The organism is Staphylococcus sp. HMSC13A10 (assembly GCF_001808005.1).
Classification (GTDB): domain Bacteria; phylum Bacillota; class Bacilli; order Staphylococcales; family Staphylococcaceae; genus Staphylococcus; species Staphylococcus pasteuri.
The window spans coordinates 207,323-226,465 of the sequence record NZ_KV791856.1; the positions used below are offsets into that span (position 1 = coordinate 207,323).

19 protein-coding genes are annotated in these 19,143 nt (G+C 34.5%); all 19 read right to left on the reverse strand.

Annotated elements, in window-relative coordinates; translation table 11 throughout:
* Positions 1 to 36: 36 nt before the first annotated feature.
* Complete coding sequence (locus HMPREF3125_RS05500) at positions 37 to 438, reverse strand: hypothetical protein (protein WP_017636882.1); 402 nt, start codon at positions 436 to 438, stop codon at positions 37 to 39.
* Positions 425 to 841: a hypothetical protein gene (locus HMPREF3125_RS05505; RefSeq protein WP_017636883.1), complete on the reverse strand. Its 417-nt coding sequence runs from the start codon at positions 839 to 841 to the stop codon at positions 425 to 427. Before HMPREF3125_RS05505 ends, HMPREF3125_RS05500 begins: the two co-directional genes overlap by 14 nt.
* A gap of 38 nt (positions 842 to 879) precedes the next feature.
* A complete protein-coding gene (locus tag HMPREF3125_RS05510) occupies positions 880 to 1,167 on the reverse strand; it encodes a hypothetical protein (protein ID WP_017636884.1) in 288 nt (95 codons plus the stop codon).
* Positions 1,168 to 1,210: 43 nt separating this feature from the next.
* Positions 1,211 to 1,357: a hypothetical protein gene (locus tag HMPREF3125_RS12805; protein ID WP_017636885.1), complete on the reverse strand. Its 147-nt coding sequence runs from the start codon at positions 1,355 to 1,357 to the stop codon at positions 1,211 to 1,213.
* Complete coding sequence (locus tag HMPREF3125_RS05515) at positions 1,347 to 4,877, reverse strand: phage tail spike protein (protein ID WP_017636886.1); 3,531 nt, start codon at positions 4,875 to 4,877, stop codon at positions 1,347 to 1,349. Before HMPREF3125_RS05515 ends, HMPREF3125_RS12805 begins: the two co-directional genes overlap by 11 nt.
* Positions 4,878 to 4,889: 12 nt before the next feature.
* Entirely contained in the window at positions 4,890 to 6,380 is a 1,491-nt protein-coding gene (locus tag HMPREF3125_RS05520; RefSeq protein ID WP_070452434.1) for a phage distal tail protein, read from the reverse strand.
* Entirely contained in the window at positions 6,380 to 7,930 is a 1,551-nt protein-coding gene (locus tag HMPREF3125_RS05525) for a peptidoglycan DD-metalloendopeptidase family protein (RefSeq protein ID WP_070452437.1), read from the reverse strand. The genes HMPREF3125_RS05520 and HMPREF3125_RS05525 overlap by 1 nt, the downstream gene beginning before the upstream one ends.
* A complete protein-coding gene (locus HMPREF3125_RS05530; protein ID WP_070452440.1) occupies positions 7,899 to 12,905 on the reverse strand; it encodes a phage tail tape measure protein in 5,007 nt (1,668 codons plus the stop codon). Before HMPREF3125_RS05530 ends, HMPREF3125_RS05525 begins: the two co-directional genes overlap by 32 nt.
* A gap of 60 nt (positions 12,906 to 12,965) precedes the next feature.
* Positions 12,966 to 13,133, reverse strand: a complete 168-nt coding sequence (gene gpGT, locus HMPREF3125_RS12810; protein ID WP_017636889.1) for a phage tail assembly chaperone GT — start codon at positions 13,131 to 13,133, stop codon at positions 12,966 to 12,968.
* Between the two features lie 35 nt (positions 13,134 to 13,168).
* Entirely contained in the window at positions 13,169 to 13,528 is a 360-nt protein-coding gene (gene gpG / locus HMPREF3125_RS05535; RefSeq protein ID WP_017636890.1) for a phage tail assembly chaperone G, read from the reverse strand.
* A 13-nt stretch (positions 13,529 to 13,541) separates the two neighbouring features.
* Entirely contained in the window at positions 13,542 to 13,709 is a 168-nt protein-coding gene (locus HMPREF3125_RS12815; protein ID WP_017636891.1) for a hypothetical protein, read from the reverse strand.
* A gap of 73 nt (positions 13,710 to 13,782) precedes the next feature.
* Complete coding sequence (locus HMPREF3125_RS05540) at positions 13,783 to 14,397, reverse strand: major tail protein (protein WP_051009442.1); 615 nt, start codon at positions 14,395 to 14,397, stop codon at positions 13,783 to 13,785.
* A complete protein-coding gene (locus HMPREF3125_RS05545) occupies positions 14,397 to 14,804 on the reverse strand; it encodes a hypothetical protein (RefSeq protein ID WP_070452443.1) in 408 nt (135 codons plus the stop codon). The genes HMPREF3125_RS05540 and HMPREF3125_RS05545 overlap by 1 nt, the downstream gene beginning before the upstream one ends.
* Positions 14,801 to 15,202, reverse strand: a complete 402-nt coding sequence (locus HMPREF3125_RS05550) for a hypothetical protein (protein ID WP_017636894.1) — start codon at positions 15,200 to 15,202, stop codon at positions 14,801 to 14,803. Before HMPREF3125_RS05550 ends, HMPREF3125_RS05545 begins: the two co-directional genes overlap by 4 nt.
* Complete coding sequence (locus tag HMPREF3125_RS05555) at positions 15,199 to 15,564, reverse strand: hypothetical protein (RefSeq protein WP_017636895.1); 366 nt, start codon at positions 15,562 to 15,564, stop codon at positions 15,199 to 15,201. The genes HMPREF3125_RS05550 and HMPREF3125_RS05555 overlap by 4 nt, the downstream gene beginning before the upstream one ends.
* The gene (locus tag HMPREF3125_RS05560) at positions 15,548 to 15,844 is read right to left on the reverse strand and encodes a hypothetical protein (protein ID WP_017636896.1); all 297 of its coding nucleotides are present in this window, start codon (positions 15,842 to 15,844) and stop codon (positions 15,548 to 15,550) included. The genes HMPREF3125_RS05555 and HMPREF3125_RS05560 overlap by 17 nt, the downstream gene beginning before the upstream one ends.
* Before the next feature lie 17 nt (positions 15,845 to 15,861).
* On the reverse strand, positions 15,862 to 17,052 hold the full coding sequence (locus HMPREF3125_RS05565; RefSeq protein WP_083279975.1) for a phage major capsid protein: 1,191 nt from the start codon (positions 17,050 to 17,052) through the stop codon (positions 15,862 to 15,864).
* Between the two features lie 63 nt (positions 17,053 to 17,115).
* Complete coding sequence (locus HMPREF3125_RS05570; RefSeq protein WP_017636898.1) at positions 17,116 to 17,985, reverse strand: head maturation protease, ClpP-related; 870 nt, start codon at positions 17,983 to 17,985, stop codon at positions 17,116 to 17,118.
* Positions 17,966 to 19,132: a phage portal protein gene (locus tag HMPREF3125_RS05575; RefSeq protein WP_070452448.1), complete on the reverse strand. Its 1,167-nt coding sequence runs from the start codon at positions 19,130 to 19,132 to the stop codon at positions 17,966 to 17,968. Before HMPREF3125_RS05575 ends, HMPREF3125_RS05570 begins: the two co-directional genes overlap by 20 nt.
* Positions 19,133 to 19,143: the final 11 nt, after the last annotated feature.

A 19,143-nucleotide genomic window follows, 5' to 3' on the forward strand; every position in this document is an offset into this window, starting at 1 on the left:
TTGTGTAAAATAAAAAGCCAACGCATTGCGACGACTTTACTTAAATAATATAGGTGCTAGTCCAACGGCAGCAGATAATAAACCAAATATACCTGTTACAATTGCAGTAGCTATACCTACATTAAAAGTTTGTTTTTTAGTCAATATTTGACTGAAACTTTTTATTTGTTCATCGTGACCTTTAACTTCATACCTCAAGTCATTAACTTCTGATACGAAATCTGTCATTTTATCACTAATCTTTTCTAAATGACTTTCTTGTTTCTTCTGTGATTCATAGGTTTGTTTTTGTATTAATGTTTGTTTATCTACTTTGTTATTTAAGCTACTAATTGCCTCTGTGTGTTTTCTGTCGTTCTCGTTGATTCTTTCATATATCTTACCTGTATTACGCTCCCACTCATGACGTAATACATACTTTTCATTATTTTCGGACAATACCAATCACTCCAAGTACAGAAACCATAATGTTTACCACTGCCAATGTGGAAAATTGCAGTGGTGTAAGCCAATTAATAGCATGAAATATACTTGCCGATGTCATTAAAAAGTAAAACAAACCATTACCTGCACCGCCAATTAAAATTAAATAATTAAATACATTATTCATTTCTCTTTTAGGTAAGAAGAAAGGAGCGATGATCAACATTAAACTAAATACCATACCAAGAATCCCCCATACCCAAATAGGCATGATGTTATGAAGTGCTATATAGAATTGCGAATCATCAAGCACATCTTCCTGTTCTTTTGCCCAAAAGAAGCCTCTTTCGAACATAAGTATTCCAAACCCCATATACAGAATCACTTTGTGGATATAATCAAAATATGTTTTTTTCAATCTAGCACCTCATTTTATTCAATATAAAACCACAAGTATTAAACTTGTGGTTCCTCTGTATAAGTAACGTCAACAACTTGCTTTGCTACTTTAATAGTTAACAACTCTTTTGCGATACCAAATTCATAATTCAATTCATTTAAACTATTAAGACGTTGAGCGAGCTTTTCTGCTTTCTCTTGCTCATCAAGTTTATATGCTGCTGATGTGTTAGTGCTTGGGAAGAATTGCCCACGATAATCAATACTGAGTGCATTCTCCACACCTTCACTATCTACTTGTACTAAAATATAATTTTCTTTTTTATTTACTACTTCGTTTGTCATGATCGATTCCTCCTATATTTGTGTATAAAAATAGTGCCAAAGATTACTCTTCTTCGGCACTTTCTGAATTTTGTTCTTGTATGATTGCTTTTAACATTGCATTTTCTTGTGTAAGTTTTGCTACTTCCTGTGTAAGATAATTAATTGTAAGTTGTGGATTAGCTTGTAATCCTTGATTATTATTTTCCATTGATTTGTTCCTCCAATGTTTTAATTTTATTTTCTAAACTTTCGTTCTTTTCTATTAATTCTTTTACTGCTTTTAATGTCGTATACATTATCTCATCATTTTTTACTGAATTTTTACTATCTGAAACAAACAAATCTGGTGTTTCTCGTTCGATTACTACACCGTGTTGCAAAGTTTTATCTTCATCATATTTATAGTTAAAACTGTATAATTCAGTTTCTTTTAAAGCAGCTATAGCATTGAAATTCCATCTTTCAATATTTTCTTTATATTTTTCAGATGATTTTTTCTCCCAACCTTTAGTGTAATATACAGTACCTTCTGAAATAACATCATAACAATGAACATCTTTATATCCTATATTTCCACCGTTATAAAGTAAGTTATTCGTTACTCGTAATTCATTGGTGGAAACGCCAATATAGAAATTACCACTAACTGTGCGAATAGATCCTGCTCTAATTTCGTTTGCTGCAAGTCCTTTTAAATTATAGTTTCCGTTATTATATCCAAGTTTGTCAGTAATTCTAACTTCATTATCTACTTTTGCATAACAGTTATCGCCTTTAGCAAACCAATCTCCTAATAAATTACGACCATAAAAGTCACCAGTACCAATGTTACCGTCTTTATCAGTCGCATATACGTAGTTAGATTTTGGTGACTTATCAAAACGTATACCTGAACCAAAATCATAAGGACTGTTATTTGTACCCGTAATTAAACCGTACGATAAAACACCGTCGGTATCTGCGCCTGTATCATTATTTTTAACCCAAAATCTAAATTCGTTTGTACCTGTTCGGTTATCTTTCATCGGTCTGATATAAACTGAACTTGTTTGACTTTCTATGTTAACAGTTAAGTTTGAATCTAAAATAACACGACTGTTATCACTCGCTAATGCAACCGCACCATATGTGGAATGTAATGTCACACCACGTGAAGTTTCATTGTATCGTTGTGAATGGAATTCTAATGTACCGGCAGTTTCATCTCCAGCACCTGCTAACATAGTAGAGAGGCCTTTTTCTGTTAGATATAGATTATATCCAGTATTGATATTAGACACTTGTATCGTACCTTTATTCATACCTAGTTTAAGTTTTGCGGTATCCGTGATATTTGCCCATGTTCGAGTAAATGAGCCGTAAGAAAGAATCGACGTATTACGAATATCTATATATTCTGAACTGTTACCACCACGTATGCCCATGTTGTTTACATTGATATCTAAACCTTCATTAGAAAGGTTTAATCGGTTAACAACCTCGTCTTTACCAACTTTATTATTTAAATTCTGCGTGACAACTTTAAAATCTTTGTTAACTGTGATGTCGACTTTATCGCCTTTTAAATTAATACCGTTTGGACCAATAGTACTTGACTGGATATTACCGTTATCGTCATAAGAAAGAGTAATACCTGATGTTGTATTGTTAATGATTTGTGAAACAACACTATTTAAAGTTTTGCTACTTTCATCAAATACATCTTTAGAAACACGTTGAGATATTTGTTCACTTTCAGTTAATGTTTCAGCTTTAGTAGTTGATAATCTTTTAGTTGTTTCGTTGTCGTATTCTTCTTTTGTGACTCTATCTAAAATTTGATTACTTAATTGTTTTCTTTCCGTTTCTGATGTATCCAAACGTTCTACAATGCCTTCTTGGTCACTTTCGTAATCAATACTTCTCACATAAGACTTTAACTGTTCTTGTGTATCTTCACGTGCTGCTTGAATGGCTTGTTCAACTGCATTTGGTGTTCCGACTAATTGATTATTTTCATTAACAACTAATCCGAATTTATCAGCTACATTAAGCAATGCATTTTTAAATTTCTCATCAGTATATTGAGATTGTAGTAATTGTAATCGTTTATCTGCCGAAACTTGAGCGTCACGCATAGCTTTATATAAATCTTGTAATTGTTCACGATAATCAAGAAATAATGCTTGTGTATCAATCAAATTACCTATAGTTGCTGTTTCAGCAGTCATACCATCAAGGTTTGATTTAATATGTTGATATACATTTATAACGGCATTAGATTTAATATCTAACTGACTTTTTAAATCCTCATCAGTTAAATATTCATTGTTTTGTAATGCAGACACATTTTCGATTAACTGGGCATGTTGAATACTTAAATTTTGGAATGTATTAGTCAACGCATTATATAACGTTTCTTCTCTACTCATTCCACCTAATTGTTTTACATTTTGTGCCGTTTCATTAATCCATTCACCATTCCAGTATCTTCTTAATACTGCAACATTAGGATTGCTTGTGTCATACCAAAGCATATCATTGACTGGATTATCGGGAGATGTAGCACCTTTAAATATCTTACGTTCAAAATATTCTAATTGACCTGCAACAACATCATTAACAATCGTATTAACGTTATTCACATTGTCGTTCATTTTCTTACTAATATCTGCAAGTTTTTTAGTGAATATATCTCTTAAATTGCTTTCGTCATATTCAACCACATTACCAAATTTATAAGTGCTTTCATCTTGTAATAAGTCATAATCAACACCAATAACTTCTGCTTCAATATAAAGTGGTGGTCTGAAATCTCTATCCTTAATACGTACTGTGTCGTACAGGGATACAACCATTTCTGGATAGTGTTTGTGTATATCTGTAGAAGTTATTTCATAACTGATTGCCGATTTATTACGTTTGTTGAGTTCCGTTTTAGCGAGTGTAGTTAAACGTTCATCAGTCATATTGCTATCGTCTGATTCAGGTTCATACACACTCCATAAGTAACGCCCAGGCAATCCAAACTGTGCCTGAGCGTCGTCATCTGTAACTATTTTTTCTAATCTTTGTCCAGTGTCGCTTTCGGGACCAATGGCATATAATGCAGTCCGTACTTCTGACATATCAACGGTACGTGTCATACCAGTTAAGTCTTTACCTTTAGTAATCTCTTTACCTTTAAATAAGCTAACTGGTTTCTTAAGTGTTACATATCTATGTTCAACTGTATGTGAGCCGAGTTCTATTGAATAATCTGCAACCATACTATACGTTGTGCATAACATGTTAATAACTTCATACGGCGTTGAATAAGCAGTCCATGATGTTGTTCTCATACCACCATGTTCAGTGTCATCTGACATTTCCCAACCAGTGTTACGTAATGTCTCATTCAAGGCTTGAGATGTGCTATAAGCACTATATTTACCAGGTTTTATAGGTCGTGATTTATCGATATCTTCTAAATATGATGCATTACTTTCTACATCAGTTGTACCATCAAAGTTATCCACCACATGAGAAATAATGAACTCACGATAAACACCATTATTATCTTGTGCAATAATACGATTACGTTCACGCAAATGTTCAGCACGTTCATTTAACATTGTGAAATCGAATGTTTCTGATTTTTCTTCAGCGTTGGTACTCATCACTGCATTTAATAATGCGCCGTCATCACGACTAATATAATCAATGACTTTGTCATTGAAGTCTAAAATATGAACGCCTGTATGTTTCAACTCGTCACCTCCTTATAAGTATCTATCTTGCCAATAAACAGTAGTGTCAAAAGTTTTTTCTGGATAAATAATACATTCATTATAACCACTATTGATATTAAAGAAATCACTACCAAACGTTTTTAAATCAAGTGACGGATCTTCATTAATTGTTACTGTTTTGTCTTGCATATTGATGTTTATCACATCGCCTTTTTTAATAATCATGTCACGTGCTTTAGGTGGTTTAGGTAACTTTTCATGAGTGTAGCTACCTAAAATGTAAGTTGGCATGTGGTAGTTCGTACCATTCTTTGCAGTATATACACTAACTGCTGCAATAGGACGTTGGTAGAACTTGCCACTGTCTTCCCATTGTTTCTCATGCACATCAACCGGAATGACACGTTTAGGATACTCAACTTCTTTATATTTCCAAGTTTTAATTTTAAATGTTGTACCTGAACGTTCTAAACGGATATACAATACTAAATCATCCCACTTATAGAACATAGGTAAATTACCATATTCATAAATCTTCTTTTGTTGTCCTAATTGGTCGAATAATGTAATTACAATGCTACCAATTGCTTGACTAGAACGAGTATTCCGATAGCCAATGCTTGCGATTAAGCGATTATCTGTATCGTATAAATACTGCGCACAATGTGTTGAACCTTTTTTCTTTTGATTCACATGCAATTTAATGGTAGAAACAAAATCTTGTGCCGATTTACCGAAACTGTGTTTATATTCTGCACCGTTCCAACCTGATGTGGCAGTGATTGTATCTTGTTTCAATACAAATGAATCTTTAGAACTTGCAAGCTCCATACCTCCACCCGTTGTGCCTCCTGTATATCCATCTATATTTGTACCTGCTGTTTGTTTTGTCCAACCTGTAAAATTACGCATTTCATTATCCCAAAGCGTTGGCGTGTAATCTTCGACTGGTTTATCCAAGTCATCATCACCAATCATGAAGTAATCTTCATCATTTTTAGTGATCATATAGTAACTTGCATTTTGTAATGCAGTTGCTTGCACGATAACTGGGCTATCTGCAGTGCCTGTACTAACCACACTGACTTGGTCTGATATAGCAGTATTTTTCGTACCTTCTACTGCATATTTGTATGGGTCTGCTAAGACAACAGAAATGGTAAAAGAATAAAATCCATATTTGTCTTTTTTTAATTCTATAGGGCCTTCAAAATATGCATTCCAGTACCAATCTTGTGAAGTAAATTGCAGTGGAACTGATTCTTCATAATTAAAAAATCGAACTAATTCATTTAACACATCATCATGTGTTTTAACCCCACCATGAGATAAATAGTCATTATGAACGATTAAAGGCAAATCAAATTTAATTTCTTTTAAGTTTCTATTCTTAACAATACTTCCTGGACGACCTGCAACTTCTTCGGTTTCTAATGCAAAATTAAAAGAGGGTATCTTAAACCCTCTTTCAACTATTAACCATGGAAGTTTTTTGTTATTTACTTTGATTGTATCAAGCATTATCTAACCTCCCCTGGTTTAAATCTTGATTTTCTTTGTTTCTGTCTTTTGTATTTATCAATAGAGCTGAATACTTGTTGTTCATGAGTAAACTGGTCAATCGTAGGCTCAAAATCCTTATCTGCAATAGTTTGATTGCTAGTAACTAACTGTGTAAGTAATGCTATTTGTTCTTGCTGTTGTGCAACCATTTGCATAAGTATAGAGCTATCATCACTACTACTATTAATATTAGGTAGTTGGTTAGGACGTTTATTACTACTTGTGTTAGAACGACCTCTTTGAATATCTTGAGCGGCTAAAGCCAACATCTTCATTGCGTCTCCACGTCGTGATGGGTCTGTTGGAATTATCCATTCAGGATAGCCACCTTCTGCGATGTTATACCAACCTGCATTTTTGATTAATCCGCCTGTAGCAAATCTACGATGTCCACTAGGACCCCAACCTGAACGTCCGTAAGGTAAATCTCTACGCCAATTTGAGTTATTGAAGAATGCTAATAATTGATCGTAACCATTTTTGATATTTTTATGACCTCTTACTGCATAACTTCTGAATGTACTAGGCACATACTGAAGTAACCCTTGTGCAGGCGTACCACGCAAGTTGTTTATATCTCCGATGTTACCTTGTGTAACCCCTGCATTACCGTTTGACTCACGTTGAATTTGAGCGATGATACCATTCAATTCTCTTCCTGAAAGGTTTACTTTCATGCGTTTAGCGGCACGTCGAATATCACCTCTCCATTTGGAAGCAGCCTTATTTTGACCTCCACCGCCGCCCCCATTATGTTTTTTCAACCAACTTGTAGGGTCTTTTGCTACTCCACCCCATTGCATTTCATAGTGTAAATGAAGTCCAGTAGAGCTACCTGCACCTTGTCCGTCTTCACCAGGGTCACCACCAGAAATACCTAAGAATGTTCCTGGATGTACTTTTTTACTACCTGTAAATGCTAGTTTGTGCAAGTGACCATAGATAGACTTAACATTACCATTGGTTACTTCCATATGATTACCAAAACCACCACTCCAACCTTTGAAGGCTCGAGCAGTACCTGACATCGTCGAATAAACTTTGTCGTGTTTATAGTTAATATCTAAACCGTGATGCGGTCGAGGGAATGGATAACCTGCTCTTGCAGCTTCAGCAGCAGTTCTTGCAAATCCAAAGTTGATACCTTTGGATAAGTCAATGTAACCACCGTCGCCCCCACCACTATCTTCTAGCCATTCTCCAATTTTTTTAGTAGCAGCTTCTTTAAGTTTTTTAAACATACCAGTCATCATATTGTATGGTAGTTCGGCGGCCTTACTTATACCGAAACTATCCTTACTAATACCAAAACCTTGAAGGACTTTATTAAGTAATTTCCCTGGATGTTCAATGTAGTCCAACACATCACCAACAGATTTTTTAAGCCAATCTTTACCTTTACCTGCAGTTTCTAGTGTTTTATCTACAATAGCTTTCCCGCTTTTAACAACCTTACCTGTGATCGCACTGGCTTGTTTACCAACGTTTCCTGCAGTTTTTTTTAGCATTTCCTATAACATCGCCGACAACACTATCGCCGTGTTTATGTTTTTTAGGTTTCTTACCTCCACCAAGCAAATTAAAACCAGTACCACCTGCAAATCTAGGTAATGATCCTTTAGAAAATTGAGGATTACTATTTAAAATACTATGTGTTTGAGCACCATTTAAAACTGATGATCCTTTAGGTAAGAAAGCTGTTGTATCTCTATTAGGTGTGATAGCAGTTTTTCCATTAGGGTAACGAATCATTTCATGTCTGAAACCACCTGGACCATTTCCTCGACCTTTATCTCCAACTGTAGCAAATGTATCACGATTAATTTTTCCATTAGTTACAACATTTTGAGTATGAGTAGATTCAGTACCAGTGTGTAATTTAATGTATGGCAATTTATCCATACTTAATTTACCGGCTACCCAGTTAACACCTTTGATTAATTTGTTTAATCCGCCTTTAACTCCACTAACCATGCCACCAATATGACCTTTGATTCTACCAATCAATGTTTTTAATCCACTGGCCATATTTCTAAATGTATTTCTAACACTGCTCCATAAACTTTTTGCAAGACCAGTTACAGAATTTTTTATACCTTTCCATTTAGAAATGGTATCACTTTTTACTCTACCGAATATGCTACTTGTACCGCTTTTTAAACGGTTCCATGTATTTTTAACGCCACTCCAAAGGTTTTTAGCGTAATTTATTACAGAATTTTTGATATTTTTCCAAGTTTTAGTAAGCCAACCACGTAATTTACCAAATACCGTTTTAGTATTGTTCCATAAATTATTATAGTATCTTTTTACACCGTTAAATAAACCTTTTGCAAAATTAACAACTTTATTTTTTATATAACCCCATACTTTAACAGAAAAGTTTTTTATATTATTAAATACACGCTTTACAAAGTTCCATGTACCAGTAAAAGCACGTTTTACACCATTATAAAGGCCTTTTGCTAAAGCAATAACCTTATTCTTAATATAAGTCCATACTTTGATTGTAAAATTACGGATAGCACCAAATATCTTTTTAATTGTTCCCCAAAGATTATTAAACGCACGTTTTACACCAGTACTTAAAGCTTTGGCTAAAGCAATGACTTTGTTTTTGATGTAGTTCCAAACCGAAACAATCCAACCGCGTAAAGTGGTAATAATTTTACGTACTCCGTTAGATAAACCTCGTATAGCTCCAACAACACCGTTTTTAATTGCATTCCAAACGCGAATAGAAACTGCTTTAATGAAATTCCAAGCACTAACGATAAAAGATCTTAATCCACCTATTACACGCTTACCAATAGCAATCATTAATCGTATTATACCAACTATTGCATTTTTGATTCCGTTCCAAATTACTATACTGACAGTTTTAATACCATTCCATATAGCTACAAATGAGTTGCGCAATCCACCCATGAGTGCTTTAGCTACGTTAACAGAAATTCGAACTGAACTAATAATTACATTTTTAATTACATTCCAAACAGTGCGTACTGCGTTGATGAATAACAGACCTATTGTTCTTAAGAATATAAGTAGATTGCCAAATGTCATTCGAACTAATCCACCAATTGCCATTAATGCGCCACTGAATATTTGTTTAATACCTTGCCACATTAAACCAAAATCGCCAGTGAAAATACCTTTGAACAGTTTAATGACACCACTAATAGCAGTTAAGCTACCTTGTACAATCATTCTAATACCAGTAAACACATTGATAACAATGGCTTTGATGCCACCGAACACAATACTGAACGCGCTTCTAATACCATTAAGTATAGGTTTGATAACCACATTGAATAATGTGCTCAATACTAAACCTACTGCACTTTTAACTGCGTTAAATGCATTTATAATTGTCGAACCATTCTCTTGCCAAAAAGCTCTGAAGAACGAACCAATAGCTACTGCAGTAGAACGAACAAATGAAATAAATTGTGTGTACGCACCTCGCAACATCACGAGAGTAGACGTAAATTGTCTTGCCGCTTCTTCAGGTAGTATTTTTTTAAGAATGTTAAAGCCACCTGCAGTGTCGCCACTAAAGACTGATTTAATAGCACTACCGAACTGTTTAATGACATTCCATAAAGCGATAAAGCCATTCTTTACAGGTGTGATGACAGCGTTAACTATGTTTCTAAAGGTCTCAGATTTCTTGTAAGCTACATAAAACGCCGCTCCAACGGCTGCAATAGCCCCTGCAATTAATGCATAAGGTCCTAATGACGCCCATGCAGCAACTGCTTGAGCTCTTAATAAACCAATCATTGTTCTTATTGGTCCTAAAGCTTTAGATATGCCATTTCTGAAGCCTGCCATGATACCTTCGCCTGCACCTAGTTCATTCAGTAATGTCATAGCTCCTGCTATTCCTGTAATTCCATTAGCAACCGCACCAGTCATTATAAGCAACGGTCCTATTGCTGCAACCAATCCCGCAAAAACTGTGATAACTTGTATCACAGGTCCAGGTAATTTAGTAATGGCACCAATTATACCAGTCAATACATGTATCAAACCTGTTAAAGGTCCGCCATTACTTTGAGTGATCTTAATTGCTAATGATTCAAACGCACCACCAAGTTGTTCAACGGCACCTTTAAGTGTATTGTTCATCTTGTCTGCTGCTTCTTTACTTGCACCGTCTGAATTCTTAAGTGATTTACTATACTTTCCTATTTTATCAGGACCTGCATCAATCATTGCTAAGAAACCACTAGCCGATTCAGTACCAACAATTTGAGACACTGCTGCAAGTTTTTGTTCTTTCGTCATACCTTGCAATCCTTTTTGGAATTGTCCTACTAAAGCAGGCATACCAACAAACTTACCTTTAGAATCTGTAAGGGAAATACCTAGTTCGTCCATTGCTTTTTGTGACGCTTTGGTAGGTTTAGCTAATCGAATTAATGAAGCTCGTAATGTTGTACCTGCTTGCTCACCTTTTAAACCTGCATTGCTCATTGCCATAATAGCACTAGATGTATCTTCAAGACTCATGCCTAATGAATGAGCAGGAGTTCCTGCATATTTCAATGCTTCTCCCATGTAGCTTACATCTGCGGCAGATTTATTCGCACTCATAGCTAATACATCGGCGATATGACCCGATTTAGACGCTTCTAAACCAAATGAGTTCATTGTAGACGCCATAATAGTTGCAGTAGTAGACATGTCTGCACCACTTGCTGCTGCTGCATCAATAACACCTGGAATCGCAGACATTGTTTGTTTAGCGTTAAAGCCCAATGCTGATAATTCTTTCATACCATTACCAACTTCAGACGCACTAAATACAGACTTAGCACCTAAGTCAATAGCTTGATCAGTCATTGCTTTTAATTGACCCTTACTTGCTCCTGCAATAGCACCAACCTTAGCCATTTGAGATTCAAAGTCCATGCCTTTTTTAATTGCAGCACCAAATCCTGCAACCACTGGTAAAGAAATATACATTGACATATTAGAGCCTATATTTCTCATAGCCATTCCTGCACTGTTAATTGAATCTCTATATTTGTTGACACTTTGTATTGATCTACCAAAACCACTTGCACTTAAAGCCTGTGCATTACGTTGCTTTTGCGATAACTCATTATAAGCTTGTCCTGTTTGACGTATCTCAGATTCAAGTTCATTCATTTTCACTTTTTGTTGGACAATTGCACTTGCAAGTTCACGTGCCTCTTGACTGTTTTTACCTTGAGCATTTGCTACAAAATTGTATTGAGCGGTTAATTCTCTTAAAACTGTCTTTTGTTGTGTCATGTTGTTCTTTAACGTAATCAAATGATTTTTATAACTATTTACACTTTCTCCTGCTTTAGAAAAATTACTTCTAGATAAAGTTAAAGTGTTATTCAAATCTGTCATTTTATTACGAATTTGAGACATGGAAGAAATACCTTGTTGTTGTTCCATTTTCAAACGTCTATGAGCTTGAGTTGTACTATTTAATTCAACACCTAAGTTTTTAAGTTTAAGTCTCTCTTCACTTAATTGAACACCTAGCTCTTGAGCCTCTTTACTTGTTGCACCATACTGATGCTTAGCGTAATCATATTGTTTCGCTAAATTCTGAACAATGAGTTGTTGTTGTTTCATGCCATTATTTAGCGATTCAATTTTCGCTTTATAGGCACTTGCCGTTTGGCCTGACAACTTAAAATTATTAGCACTAATACGTAAAGATTGTGCTACTTGTGTAATCTTTTGTCTAATTTGAGTCATAGACATCGTTGCAGACTTTTGTTCCATTGCAAACCGTTGTGCTTGAGCTGAAGTTTGACGGTATTGTCCCTCTAAAGTGTCTAAGGATTGCTTTTCTTGAAGTATCTTTTGTCTTAACTGTAAAGCCTCTTGGCTATTCACACCTTGTTGTCTTGCTACATTACGATATCTTGTTTCAAGCGTTTGGATTGTACGTTTATGCTTTTCTATTACGACATTTAAGCTGTTTAAATAGCTTTCGTAGCCTTTTGTAGACTTCTCTCCGCGTTCAAAAGCCATATTTGTAATATTTAATTGACGTCTCATCGTACCCAAAACATTATCTATCTTCTCCATAGAAAATACAGTTCGTTTTGTTGATTGACCGAACTGATTTAATTCTGTTTCTGTTTGATTTAACTGTCTTTGATACATATTTAAGGCTCTATTTTGACGACTATACTCCAATCTTAACTTTTCCGCTTCTACACTTGAACGTTGTTCTTCTGTAGACATTTTTTTCAATTGATTGGCAATGTCTTTCATACTGTTTTCAGTAACATCAATATCTTTTCTTAACTCTTTAGTTCTAGTATTTAAGTTACTCATTGAACGTTCAGTATTTTTAAAATCTGCATTAGATCTTGTCATCTCACTACTTAATGTTTTGAATTGAGCTTTGATTTGTTTGAGAGAACGCTCAACCCCAACATCTTTCATATTCATTAATATGGATAAACCTTTAATATCTGCCACTCATTGTCCCCCTTTCTTAAAATAGGATAAAAAAATAAAGCCCTAGCAATTATGCTAAGGCTAGAAATTTGCAAATATTGCATCTGCTTTAGCATCGGAAGTGACTTTATTAGTGTTACGTTCATCTAGTATTTGTAATACATAGTGATAAGGCATCTTTAACACTTTATTAACATCTTTTCCTTCCTTTACTAAATCTCTGACAACAATATCTAAATGATTTAACATACTTGAGTAAGTTAAATCATCTTCATCTAATTGGTTTAACTGATGCTCTGAATAAACTTTTTTGTTTCTTCGTCTTGTTGTCCATTTGCGATGAATTCAACTTGTCTTTGTAAAGCAGTTACTGCATCTGGTGCATGTAATCGAGCTTTTACGTCTTTTGCAGTGAATTGACCACCGTAAATTTTAACAACAACATCGATTAATTTATCTAATTGTTCTTTAAAACTCATTTCAACTTCTCCTGATTCCACACGTTCTAACTCTGCCATGATGTCTGTTGCTTCATAAAGCACATCCATTGGAATAAAGTGTGGTGTTAAGAAAGTCTCCATTTTAATTTCTTCAGCTTTTGGGTTTTCTACTAATTGAATGTAGTTACGTTTTAATTTAGCCATTTTATTTCTCTCCTTATTTGTTATCTAATCTTTCAAAAAATGGTGTTTCATGTCCTGCTTTTTCTAAACGCTTTTCAAAATCATTAATTTCTTTTACTGTTGCTTCTACTTCTTCATTTTGTTTGTATAATCTGTCCGTTCTTTTATCTTTACAATCAGATAAAACTTTAAATTTGGCCATTTAATCACTCCTCAAGAGTTTTATTTTTGTATACAAAAATAGGCGACCTTTGACAGTCGCCTTAAATCATTAATTATGCAGTTGGTGTTGATACTTCTGTTTTAGAATCATAAGCACCTAGTAATAAACGTTTGAAGAATTCTGACTCATCATCATCTTTAGACTTAGAATCAAAAATGATTTTACGTTTGTCGTCGCCGATACGATGCATTGCAGTACCTTCAACTTCTTCTTGAGAGAATTCCCATTTATCTTCTGCAGTTTGACCTTCCATTTTCGGTTCAGAGAACATAACTTTAGTTAAACCGACACGTTGGAATGAACCATCACGACGTTCACGTTTAAACCAAACAGCAACATAGTTACTTTGTTTACCTTTTAATTCTTCATAGATACCATTTTCGTCGTAAACTTCATTGAAGATAATTTCTCTAATTTCTTGTGGGAATGCATGCATAGTTAAGTTAATTGAAGCTTCACCATCAGTTGTACCTGATTCAATGATACCGCCGTCTGCATAAGCGTTAACGATTTCTCCACCAGATTCAACAGAAACTTCTTGTAAACCTCTTGTTTGAGTTACTTTTTCGTAAACCATATTATCTACTTCATCTGTAGTTAATACTGCGAACCCTAAATCCTTAATATTAATATATGAACGTGGCGTTTTTGCTTGTTTGACCATAATTAATTTTCCTCCTTATAAAAAATAGCCTCATATCGTCTCGTTGAACGATACAGGCTAAATTCCTTATTATATTCATTGCCTAAGTTTGTTACTTGGCTAGCTTTTAATTCTTTCCATAATAAATCACTAATCAATTGCGATATTTCGTTTCTTCTTAGTCTTGCATTGTAATTATCAGAGTATTTGACAAACACATCGATTTGAACGATATAGCTATAAGCATATCTGTCTCCATCAATATACGTTTCAGGTATAGGGTCGTCAAAGTCATCTAACACAATATAGGGCTTTATGATGTCTTGTACATCAGGGTAATCATTAAACTTAATGTTATCTTTATCTACAAGTCGCATCAAAGCGTCATTACTAATTAGCTTTTCATATATAACATTTAGTATATCAATCATAACGCTTTTTCCACCTCTTCTTGAATGACTTTGTAAAAAGTGTTTCTTGCACTTCTGATAGCCTTATCTATCGCTCCCATACCTTTCGGCTTAATAAACTTGCCACTTTTATTGTGAAAACCTTTTTCGTTTAAATGAACAATAGCATATCTGTGTTTTTCACCTTCCCAATACAAGCGAATGGATCGTGTACCATTTTCCCACATTGGTTTAGATAGTTTTACTTCACCATACTCAGCACCTGTATCTCTAAAATAACGAATATTAGCTTTAACCGCTTCAAGTATCACTTTACCTGCTGCAATTAAAGCCTCATCGTATATCTTTCGCATTCTCGTCTTATTGAACTTTTTCTCAAGTTCTTTCATCACTACTTTTTCATCAAATTTTATACTCATGATGTTGTCACACCACCCAAAATCATTAAGAAATCTTCATTCTCAACATCGGGTTGTACTAATTTAATGTTTAAGTCTTGCGTAATGTAAGGCGATTCCACATTAATATAGTGCCTTTCTGATGGTATATATTGTCCATGAGTGTCTCTTATAAATACTTTTACGTCATGCTCTGTGCCATTAGCAATAGCATTTTGTAACTCTGTCATCTTCCATTGTGGGACGTATGCCCAACAACTGTATAAAATTTTCTTACGTTTAACGCCTGCCTCTGGACCTTTATTTGCTTGATACTCATAAAAATGAACTCTAGTATTTAACTTTTTAGTTGTTATGAATGGCTTCTTAAATGGTGTTCTCATGTGTACCACTTCCAGTCACATTATTCAAACCAAAGTTAATCAAATCATCTTGGTAATTATCATTGAAATACTCAAGCAAATCTTCATATGCATAACGTGATCTTGCAAAGACTAGGTCTTGGCCTTCTAAATTCTCATAGATGTTAAACTCACCAAATCTCGACACAAGATTACTGTATGACTTCTTCAAAAGATTTTTTAAATACTCGTCTTCTGTGTCATGTGAGATTTTGGTATAGTCTTTAAACTCATCTAACAAATCATCTGTGATGCGCTCCATTTACATCACCTCAATCCTTATGCAGTTGGCGTTTTACCGTCAGTTGTACCACCTGCTGCTGTTTGTGATTTAGGTCCAGTAGCGATATTTAAATCATAAACTGCAGAAGCTTTATTATCTGCTGGTTGACCATACGCAAATGTTTTAGCAGTGAATAATACTGCGTCTTCTAAAGCTAAAGTTTCATTAAATTTCTTAACTGTTAATCCGCCACCGCGAACTGCATCGTAACGATCAGTTACAAAAGCGACTAATTTTTTCTCAGGAACAAATTCAGACGCAACAACAGAAACATTATAAGGTAACACAGTGACAAAACCACCATTAGCAGTTAAGTATGTGTAACGTGCTTGAATATCCCATTCATCTTGAGGATTTACAACTAATGTTACTTTACCGTCAATTTTTAATTTCTTGCCTCTTGCGTCTACTGATAAGTTCTTCAATACATCTTTAAGTTCTAATACAGTTGTATCTGCATCAGCAAATGTTAAAGTACCTAACGATTGTTTATCAGTTACTGCACCATTATCTGAGTTAATATCTTTCATTAAACCAACAGGTTGTAATTTAGAGGCACCCCCACCATTGATAACTGCTGCTTCTAATGCTACTGAGATAGCTTCTTGAATTTGCGTACGTACGAAACGTTCAATCCAGTTAGGACCAAAGATTGATAAATCATCTGGTAATACTACAAAGCAAGTTAATTTGTATTGTGTGAAATCTTCTTCACGGAATGCAGCGTCTAATTGACCTTTAATTTCGCCAAAGATTTTACCCCATACCGCTTGAGCTGCTGGGTCTGCTTTGATTACACGAGTTTTAATACCTGCATTTTGGAAATTAATTTTAGATAATAACGGATGTTCTTTTTGTAAATCATCAAACACACGTTCAACAACAGTCTCTGGTAAGATTTTGTCATCTGTATAGCCTACTTCATAATTAATTTCGTTAAAGAATTTACGTTCTTCAGAAGTTAATGGGTCTTGAGAACGTTTCGCTAAAATACCATTGTCAACAACACGGTTGTTAACTCTATCCTCGATTTCTTCTTGTAAGTCATTTGATAAAGCGTCAAACATAGCACCAAATGCTTTTGATTGTTCTTCATCACTTGCACCATTTTGCACTAAGTTAGCAAATTTTTGCTTGTGCTCATGATAATTTTTGAGCTTTTGCTCATTTTGTTTCATATCAGCCATATTTTTATTTCCTCCTTAATTTTGAACATTAAAAATAGCCTCCCGTTACTCACGAGAAGCTAGTTAAAATGTGAAACGATTGAATTTTTTATTTTGTGGTTGTTCTGGTGGCTTAGGTGGATTATCTTCATGTTCTTGTTTTGAATCATCCTTAACCACACTTTTAGCAACATCTTTTAACAAAGTAAAGATGTCATCTAACTTATCATTTACAACTTTTAAATCAATATCTTTTTCTTCAGGTTTCTTTTCTTCTTGTGGCGGTGTGTCTTGTTCTTGCGGTAAGTTGTCCGCGTTGTAATGTTTAAATTTATTTGGCATGTTCTTAAACTGCGCCTCCATTTCCGGTGAGATTTTTGCTGCTATAGGTGTTGCATTCTGAATTTCATCAATAAGTCCTAAGTTTTTACATTCTTCGGCGCTTAACCATGTTTCTTCGTCTAACATCTTTTGAAGAAGCGCATGATCAATATCAGGGTTTTTAGCAACATAGCTATTAAATACTGTACTATTAATTTTATCCAAATCATCGGCTTGTTTTCTTAAGTCATTTGCATTGCCCATCGCAATAGTCCATGCATTATGAATCATCATCATACTATTAGATGGCATAACAACTTTATCTGCTCCCATAGCAATAACTGTCGCTATACTTGCAGCTAAGCCTTGTACATTTGCCGTAATATGTGACTTATGGCTTTTAATCATATTGTAAATAGCTATTCCGCTAAATACTGAACCACCTGGAGAATTAATATTTAAAGTAATATTCTCTACATCTCCTAAGTCTTTTAAAGCTTGATTAAACGATGTGGCACTTGTTTCAATATCGTTCATACGTTCATCTACAATTTCGCCATACATATCTATGCTAGCTGATGTAGGTGACGTTTTTTTAACATTGAAAAAGCCTTTACTCTTGTCCACTTGCATTAGTCTCACCTCCTTTAAATGCATCTGCAGTTTGAAGGTTTTTCGTGATGATAAATTTATCTAATTCTGGGTCATCGGCAGGGTCTTCGCCCGTCATGATTCGTACTTGATTTCGAGTAAATGTACCAGATGAAACTAACTTATCAATAGATTCTGACATTTGTAGTGGGTCTCGCTTATCGATACCTACGACTTTAATATGTTTATCTTCATTTAAATATTCTTGTTCATAGAAAAATTTTGAATTTAATTCAGATTCGATTTTTCGTAATAAAGGATTAATACAAAACTTCAAATATGAATCAATTTGTTTTTCTAGGTCTGCCATTTCGCCAATGACTAACGATGGTGGTACGCCTATCATTCTTGCTATATCTGTAAGTATAGTGCGCTTTAATTCTTCTAGCTCTTTAAACTCTTGAGTACCTTGTGAAGCGCCTTTACTAGAATGTTCTTCATATTCTAGGCCTTTTGTTAATGGTGCTATAGCTATAGAGTTGTTTTTAAATGCCTCAAACATCATATCTATATAGCCTTGTAGTTTTGCTCTTCCATCTTCAGCCTTAAATTGAGTGGTATCTATGTTTAAGACGCCTCTAACTTGATTATTCATCAGTTGCAAGTCAATCATGCGACCAAATATCTCGCCATAATCCTCAAATAAGCCTATCGAAAAGTCCTCAAGTTTTTGATTACTATAAGTTAAATAAATAACATCATCCATTGAAAAGAAACGTTTAAATTCAAAGTTGTTAACCATAACATTTATGAATTTGTGAGGGTATAGCCCCATATCATCATCTTTTACAAAATCATCAGCAACAAAAAAGTACCCGTCATCATTTTTTACGACAAGTACCTCATTATCTATGATTAATTTGTAAATAAACTTTTGCCAAAAATCGACTGCATTTTGATTTTTGTTCGGTTGTACATTTAATTTATAATGCAAGTCGTCTTTTTCTCGCTTATTACCTGTCATTACACGAAACTCACTTTGAGATATAGTTCTTGCAACCATTTCAATAACCGTATTTAAAGCAATTTGTTTTAAATAAGCTTTTTTACTTTTATCTTGAAGAAACTCAAGATCATACATCCACGACAATTCAGAATGCCGTTTAAATACAGTATCAAATAATCCCATTTAATTTGGAC